General features: G+C 67.7%; 5 protein-coding genes. 2 read left to right on the forward strand and 3 right to left on the reverse strand.

Annotated features, from left to right (window positions below; translation table 11 throughout):
• Positions 1 to 131: 131 nt before the first annotated feature.
• Together ACM9LZ_RS21310 and ACM9LZ_RS21315 are read right to left on the reverse strand one after the other, a co-directional pair.
• Positions 132 to 3,014 (reverse strand): ATP-binding protein, encoded by a 2,883-nt coding sequence (locus ACM9LZ_RS21310; protein WP_416621545.1) that lies wholly within the window; start codon positions 3,012 to 3,014, stop codon positions 132 to 134.
• A gap of 189 nt (positions 3,015 to 3,203) precedes the next feature.
• Positions 3,204 to 5,204: a tetratricopeptide repeat protein gene (locus ACM9LZ_RS21315; protein ID WP_416621546.1), complete on the reverse strand. Its 2,001-nt coding sequence runs from the start codon at positions 5,202 to 5,204 to the stop codon at positions 3,204 to 3,206.
• 124 nt (positions 5,205 to 5,328) lie between these two features.
• Here ACM9LZ_RS21315 and ACM9LZ_RS21320 point away from each other — a divergent pair, with 124 nt between their 5' ends.
• Together ACM9LZ_RS21320 and ACM9LZ_RS21325 are read left to right on the forward strand one after the other, a co-directional pair.
• Positions 5,329 to 5,826 carry a flagellar biosynthesis regulator FlaF gene (locus ACM9LZ_RS21320; protein ID WP_416621547.1) on the forward strand — a complete coding sequence of 166 codons (498 nt, stop codon included), beginning with the start codon at positions 5,329 to 5,331 and terminating at the stop codon, positions 5,824 to 5,826.
• 210 nt (positions 5,827 to 6,036) lie between these two features.
• Entirely contained in the window at positions 6,037 to 6,840 is an 804-nt protein-coding gene (locus tag ACM9LZ_RS21325) for a hypothetical protein (RefSeq protein WP_416621548.1), read from the forward strand.
• Between the two features lie 21 nt (positions 6,841 to 6,861).
• On the opposite strand, the gene ACM9LZ_RS21330 is transcribed toward ACM9LZ_RS21325, so the two are convergent.
• A partial coding sequence (locus ACM9LZ_RS21330; protein WP_416621549.1) for a putative metalloprotease CJM1_0395 family protein occupies positions 6,862 to 7,556 on the reverse strand: 695 nt, incomplete at its 5' end.

Raw genomic sequence — 7,556 nt, forward strand, 5'->3', positions numbered from 1 at the left:
CCCGTCATCCGCATTGATACCAGCCTGCCGCCTTCGCGCAAGGCTGGCCCACCCGCCCGTCCATCGGGCGGGTGTTGCGCTTTACCGGTCGGGCTGGCTGACACCACCGGCGGGACAAGGCACTGATGGCTCTATTGCAACCGGATCAGCCTTGATGTCTGGCGGAAGCCTTCGTCAAGGGCGGCCAGGTCGGACGGTTGCGGCAACAGGACATCCAGCAGGCCATAGCCGCGATCACGGACAATAGCACCCAGGTCCCGCAACTCTCCCAGCGCCTCGTCCAGCCTTCCCAGCATGGCCAGCGCAACGACGCGGTAACGCCGGGCCCATGAACCGTGCAGGCAGGCCCCCCGCCCCATGGCCATGCGGATACCACGCTCGATCTCGGTCAGGCCTTCGGTGCCGCGGCCCATATTGACAAGGGCGAAGCCCCGGCGGGAAAGGCTCATCGTGTCCATCAGGGTGGAACCTGTCGACCGGGAAAGCGCCAGGCTTTCCGAGCAATTGGCCAGCGCCTCACCGAACCGGCCCTGCCGGATCTGGATTTCCGCGGCATCCGACCGGGCATAGATACGGTTGAAGGGATGGGTCGTGCTGTCGGCCCGGCGGAAGGCGCGGGCTACCAGCGCGTCCGCCTCTGCGTGGCGATCCATAAGCGACAGGCAGCGGGCACGACGGCTGGCGATCAGCGTCGGTGCGTCCAGCGTCAGGTAACGCGGGCCGTCCACCTGCTGGAAACGGCCCCGCTCAGCCAGTTCCAGCAGGTCCAGGGCGCGGTCCAGATTGCCGTGATCGAAGCGGCAGCCCGCGGCAATGATCAGCAGGTCGGGATGGGCGCGGTCGACACCGCCGCAATGGTCCAACGCCATGTCGGCCAGTTCGACAGCCCGGTCCATATGGCCGAACACCCATTCGACATTCACCTGTTGCGCCAGTCCGGCCAGGGCGCGTTCCTGGTCGCCGACGCGCCGGGCCAGGGTCACGGCCTTGTCCAGTTCCGTGACGGCGCGGTCACCCTGGCCCGCCGGCATGGCGGCCCGGGCCAGCGCCAGCCGCAGGTCGATGGCGGAGGAGGCGGTCATCTCGCTGGCCGGCAAATTGTCATTGGCGTCGACCGCGATGCCGAACAGGGCCAGCGCCTCCGTGGCCTGTGATCGCTTCAGCGCATCCAGCCCGGCATCGCTGCCCGCACGGACCGCCAAAGCCCACAAGCCCCCGCCGGAGGCATGCCGGGCCTGTGCAGCCATCCGGCCGGGCAGGGACACGAAGTCCGGTTCGTCCAATAAGGTCGCCAGCCGGCCGTGCAGTTCCTTGCGCTCCCGCCGGGGGACGCCCGCATAGACGGCTTCATACAGCAGGGCGTGATGGAAGCTGTACTCCAGGCGGGGCAGCAGACGGGTCTCGTCCAGGAATCCCGCCTCCACCAGTTCCGGCAGGCGGCGGGCAGCGACGTCGCCGCCGGTCAGCGCCGTCAGCAGCCCCGCATCGAAGGTCGGTCCGGTGACCGCCGCCATACGCAGCAGGTTGCGCGCCTGCTCATCCAGCGTGTCGGTCCGGGCCACCAGCAGCGTCTGTACCGAATCGGGAAGCTGTAGACAGGGCGACGGACCCAGGCACATATCCCCGTCCGGACCGGTCAGCGTGCCATTGGCCACCAGGACACGCACGCCCTCAACCAGGAAGAAGGGATTGCCGTGCGACCGGCGCATCAGTTCCAGCTTCAGCCCGTCCAGCCCGGGGGCATCCCCCATCCAGATCGCCAGAAGCAGCAGCATGTCCTGTTGTGACACGGGGGTCAGCCGGTGGTCCGTGACACAGGGATGGTCCATGAGGTTCTGCGGCAGCCCCTCGTCACGGCTGGTGATGATGACGGCCATGGGCACCTGCGGCGCCAGCGACGGCAGGGCGGCGATGACGGAAAGCAGCATGGGGTCGGCCCAATGCGCATCCTCCACCACGACCAGCAAGGGCCGCCGCATGGCGGTGGCACGGGCCAGGGCGACCACCGCCGCGGTGGCAAGGCCGACAATGGCCATGGTCGCCTGCTCCGCCCCGGCCTTTTCCGACGGCGCGGGGTGAAGGATGCGGGCCAGCGCCTTGGCTTCCTCCGGCGTGGCGCCCGCCGCCTGCAACAGGGATTGCGTGCCATCCTGCGTCCCGGGCAACGGCCGGTCCAGCAGTTCCACGACCAGTTCCTGAAGGGCCCCAGGCGCACCGACGGGATGGATCAGGGGGATCTGCCATTCGACGACACGCAACCCGCGCTGGCGCGCCTCATCGGCCAGTACGCCGACCAGGCGGGTCTTGCCCATGCCGGGTTCGCCACGCAGCAGATGCGAGCGGCCGGCCCCGGCCCCGCCGCCGATGGCGTCCAGCACCTGCACGAGATCGGCGCGCAACGGATCGCGCCCGACCATGGGCAGCATTTCTTCCCGCTGCCGACGGCGGCGGCGCACGGCCAGCAGCGCATGGGTTTCAACCATCTCGCCCGCGGCCAGGGTCAGGGTGGCGACGGGTTTCGTGTCGGCCCAGTCATGGGCCAGCCGCGCCGTGGCCTCCGCCATCAGCACGCTGTTGGGCTCGGCCTTCTGCTGCAGCTTGGCCGCAACATGGATGGCGGCGCCGACCGCCGGGCTCTGCACCTGGGTCACGTCGCGGGCGTGGTCCCACAGCACCTCGCCCGAGCAAAGGCCGATGCGGACCGCATGTTCGCCGCGCGCCACCTCACGCACGATGGCGTCTGCGGCGAAACAGGCGCGCACGGCATGCCGCTCCTGCGCCACCGGCGCGCCGAAAACGGCATAGATGCCGTCGCCCAGCGTCTGACACACCGTGCCGCCGAACCGGCGGACATGACGGTTCATGATATCGATCAGCCCGGTAAGCTGGTCGTAGACATCTTCCGGATCGTTGGGGATGACAAGCTGGGAGGAATTGACGATGTCGCAAAACAGCACAGTGATGCGACGCCGGTCGAAGTGACCGACACCCCCCGCGCTCACAATGGGCGGCATGCCATTGTGTGCGACTTTGCCGTCTAAACCGCTGTCTGCCGACATGCTGCCCGCCCGCCAGAGTCACAAAACGTTAACAGGAGAATTTGATCCTGGCTGTCCCCCACACCCTTGAAGGACGTCATCTGAGTCCTTCAAACATACGATAGCACCCCCGCAGGCTTATGCAAACAGGTCAAGCGCACAAGGTCAGGCATGCGCATCCAGAATTTGCCGCAGATGGCTTACCGCCAGCCCGATCCCTCCCGCCCCGCCGGACATGAAAGGACGCATGACGGCAAACCAGGGGCGCACACCGGCCCCCAGCAGGGACCAGTCATCACCCGTGGGCACCACGCGCCAGACGGGCGTGCCCAGCGCCCCCGCCATTTCCCCCACGGCCGTCGGGGCCGTCACGACCAGATCGAGCCCGGCGACCAGGGCAGCCACACCCTCCAGGTCATCGGTCAGGTCCAGCCCCGGCACCCTGTGAAGCGGCCGTCCCGCCAGCCGCTCCAGCGCCGCGCATTCCTCCGGCATGGCGTCATATTGCAGGCAGACGGGCTGCAAGCCATCCAGCCCGGCCAGCGGCGCCCATTGCGCGACATCCAGATAGTTGTGCTGCCGCCGGTGGGTCAGCAGACGGGAACGCCAGCACAGGCCGACGCGCAGCCCCGCCGGCAACCCGTCGAGCCAGGCCTGCATCTCGTCGCGACGGCGGCGGTCGGGAACCAGATAGGGAGCCCCGGTGAACCCGGCCAGGCTGCCGCCTCGCAGAAGGGCGGGCAGATCGCCCGCCGGCACATGCCGGTCGGCCGCCGCCCGCTCCACATGGTCGTGATCAGGCCGGCTGGGCGGGGCCGGCCGGACGACGGCCCGCGGGAAGCTTCGCGTAAAAAGGCCGACAAGGCGCGGATCGCAGTCGATGGTGGTGCGGCCGGCGCGGGCGATGGCGTCACCATAGAGGCTGGCGAACATCAGTTCATCGCCCAGCCCCTGCTCCCGCCAGATCAGCAGATGCCCCTTCTCCAGCGGCTCTCCCCGCCAGACGGGCACATCGAAGCGGCGATCGGGTTGCGCCTCCCCCGCCGCGAAACGCCAGGCATAGTCCGGCCAGCCGCCCTCCAGGTCGCCCCCGGCCAGGCGCAACAGCGCCCGGCTGACGCGCGCGCGCGCCAGATCGGGGTCCAGTTCCAGCGCCCGGTCCAGCGCCGCACGCGCCCGGTCCCTGTCCCCCCTTGCCAGATGGCAGAGCCCGAGATTGCCCCAGGTTTCGGCGAATCCGGGCTGCAGGGCCAGGGCGCGGGACAGCACCGCTTCCGCCCCGGCCAGATCCCCGGCCTGCTCCAGCACGCTGCCCAGGTTGGCCAGGCCGCGGACATTCTCCGGCTCGATCCGCAGCCCGGCCTGATAGGCCTGCGTGGCCGCCGCCAATTCATCCAGTTCCTGCAGGGCCACACCCAGGAAGATATGCGCCTCCGCGCTGCCGGGGGCCGCCTGCACGGCCGCGCGGTGGCAGGCCAGCGCCGCCCCCAGCTTGCCCCGCTGCACCAGTACATTACCCAGGTTGGACAGGGTTTCCGCATGGTCGGGGCGCAATGCCAGGGCCCGGCTGTACGCCTCCTCCGCCGCGCCGAGCTCACCTTGCAGGGACAGCACGGCCCCCAGATTGTTCCAGGCCTGCGCATGATCGGCCTGGACCGACAGCAGTTCGCGATAGGTCGCCGCCGCCGCGTCCAGCTCTCCCAGCGCCCGCAGGCTGTTGGCCAGGTTGAACCGCGTGCCGCCATGTCCCGGCCGGCCGGCCAGCGCATGGCGGTATTCATCGGCGGCCTGACGGTGGGCCCCCATGGCGGCCAGGGCATTGCCCAGATTGAAATGGAAGGGCGGATGGCCCGGCTTCAGCTTCAGCGCCTGGCGATGGGCGGCGACGGCCGCCGCCGCCTGCCCGGCGGCCCGCAGCGCGCTGCCCAGATTGTCATGCACATCGGGGTTGGCCGGCTGCCGCCGGGCCGCCTGTCGCAGCAGGTCGACGGCGGCGGCCGGCTGGCCAAGCTGCAGACTGGCCACGCCCAGCAGGTTCAGGAGCTGGGCATTCTGCGGATCGCGCGCCAGCAGCAGTCGATAGGCCGCCGCGGCACCCGCCACATCACCGGCCTGATGCAGGCTGACGGCCTGCTCCGGCGTCATCCGTTTCGTTGCCTGGCTCATCCGTTCCCTATCCCTATGGCCGCCCGGCCTAACGGGCCGGTTCGGGCCATTGTCCTTGTTAGGCGTAACCCGATGTGGAATAATGCCCCTATGATTTAACCGTTCATAGGGCACGGCAACCGTTATGAAGCCTGCGACGGGTTACAGCAATCGTCCGACCTCCGACGATCCCCGCGATGTTGAAGCCTGGGGCCTGACCGAAGCCGCCCGGCGCCTGATTCATGCCCGGCAGGCGCCGGACAATCCGGACATGCTGCGTCAGGCGCTGACGCTCAACCAGCGCCTCTGGACCATTTTCCAGACCTCCATGGTCGATCCGGAATGCCAGTTGCCCAAGGATGTACGGGAAAACATCCTGGCCCTGTCCATCATCGTGGACCGGCAGACCTTCGACCGGCTGGTCGATCTCGACATCAACAAGCTGGACCGGCTGATCGATATCAACCGTGCCGTCGCCACCGGGCTGTCGCAGCGTCCCGCCGCCGGTGCCGATATGCTGGCCACAGCCGCGGTGCCGGCCACCGGCTCCCCTACGGCCAGCACCCCCACGGCCAGCGCATCCGCCGCCCCGAAACCAGCAGCCGCGCCCCCCAGCGCCGGCCGTGTCAGCATATCCATCTGATCTGCCGGAACTGTCCCGCGCCGGCAAGATCGGGGACGAAGTTGCGGAACCCCGATATTCGCTATCTCCAGGTTGATTTCCATGCGATGATCATGGAAATCAACCTGGAGATAGATTGCATTTTATGCAATTCCGGGCTATGATCCTGGGAGATAGGGGCTGTTTCGGGCATCCACCTGGGATGCCGTGATAGATAGAGGGAGACGGATCATGGTCACGTCCGTTGGCACCAGTTCGATTTTGAGCAGCAGCAGCACATCGTCGCTGTACAATACGAACACGCCCGCCGCAACGGCGTCCGCGTCGGCCAACAGCGTGCTGAACAGCACCAGCACCCAATTGTCGGATATCGAAAAGCAGCTTGCCAACTATGCGGCGGAGGCCGCGAAGCAGCGCAAGAAGGACGAGGCCCAGTCCAAGGTCCAGGTCGAGACCTTCGAAAAGACCGTCCGCAAATCCCCCTATTCCACCAATGGCGCCGCGACCGATATCGGCACGCTGGTCAAGGACACCACCCGCCTGAACGTTTACAGCGCCCTGAACAAGGGCGACAAGGGCGATGTCTTCAAGCTGCGGGTACAGAGCGCCGGTGACACTCAGATCGGTTTTCTGGGGGATGAAGGGCTGCGCATTCAGATCATGACGCGCTATGGCTCCGTCCTGGCCGACAGCAAGGAAGGCCAGGGCAAGGCCAGCCGCGAGTATGAGGCCATGCAGAAGGGCGAGATGAAGCTGGCCGCCGGTGATTATTATGTAAAGGTCACCCACGATGGCGCAGAGACGGTGAAGGACGCGACCGGCGCCACCAAGACCTCCAAGAATTATGCGCTGCAATTCTCGCAGGGTATCTATCGCAAGGATTACGATACGATCGCCCAGCAGCCCAAGGCCGGCGATGGCATGCCGCAACAATCGGCAGCCCAGGTTGAACTGGTCAGCATGCTGACCGCCGCACAGAGCTTCGATATCGGCGCCTCCGGCACGACCAAGCTCAACAACGTGCTGTTCGGCTGAACCCCTGCCGGCACTGGGTCTTCAAGCAATGATCGAAAAGGCCGGCCGGGCGGTGGCATCCGCCCGGCCATAGCTTTTTCCGGCCTGACGCAGGCGCAGTGCCAGATCGGCATCGGATGCCGCCGCCGCAGATGGGGCCGTCGACCGGTCCACGGTTCCGGCCGCTTCCCCCGCCACTCCGGCCGCTTCCCCCGCCCCTGTCCCCTCCCCCTCTGGATCGTTCTGCTGCTGGCGAAGTTCGGTCTGGGCCGCGGCCTTGTTGGCATCGGCCTGGGCGGCGACGGCGCGGTCCTGCGGCGATGGTTCCTGCGGGGCCAGGGCCGCGCGCTTCACCACCTCCATCTTGGTGATGGTCGCCTCCGGGTTGTTCCGGACGGGCGAGACATCGATGGGCACCTCCCCGCCCGTGACATAGCGGCGGCCATCGGGACCCGTGGTGTATTCGTAGCGGATACCGCCGGCATAGGGACCGCCGGCCGTCTTGTGTGCCTGCTCGTGGGTGCGGACCTTGGCGTCGGTCTTTTGCAGCTCCCGCACCTGCGATTGCTGGTCGGTCGTCAGTTCCTGACCGGACGCCGCGGCGCTGGCGGGCGCAGCCGTCCTGCCCGCCGGCGTAGAGGCCGACGGCCCCATGAAGCCGGTACGGATGCCGGAAATATCGGCCATGGCGCGAGGGTCGGGCACAAGGGTTTCGGTTGCGGGACCGTGCAAGTCTA

The sequence above is a fragment of the Niveispirillum fermenti genome (assembly GCF_048066175.1).
GTDB classification, from domain to species: domain Bacteria; phylum Pseudomonadota; class Alphaproteobacteria; order Azospirillales; family Azospirillaceae; genus Niveispirillum; species Niveispirillum fermenti.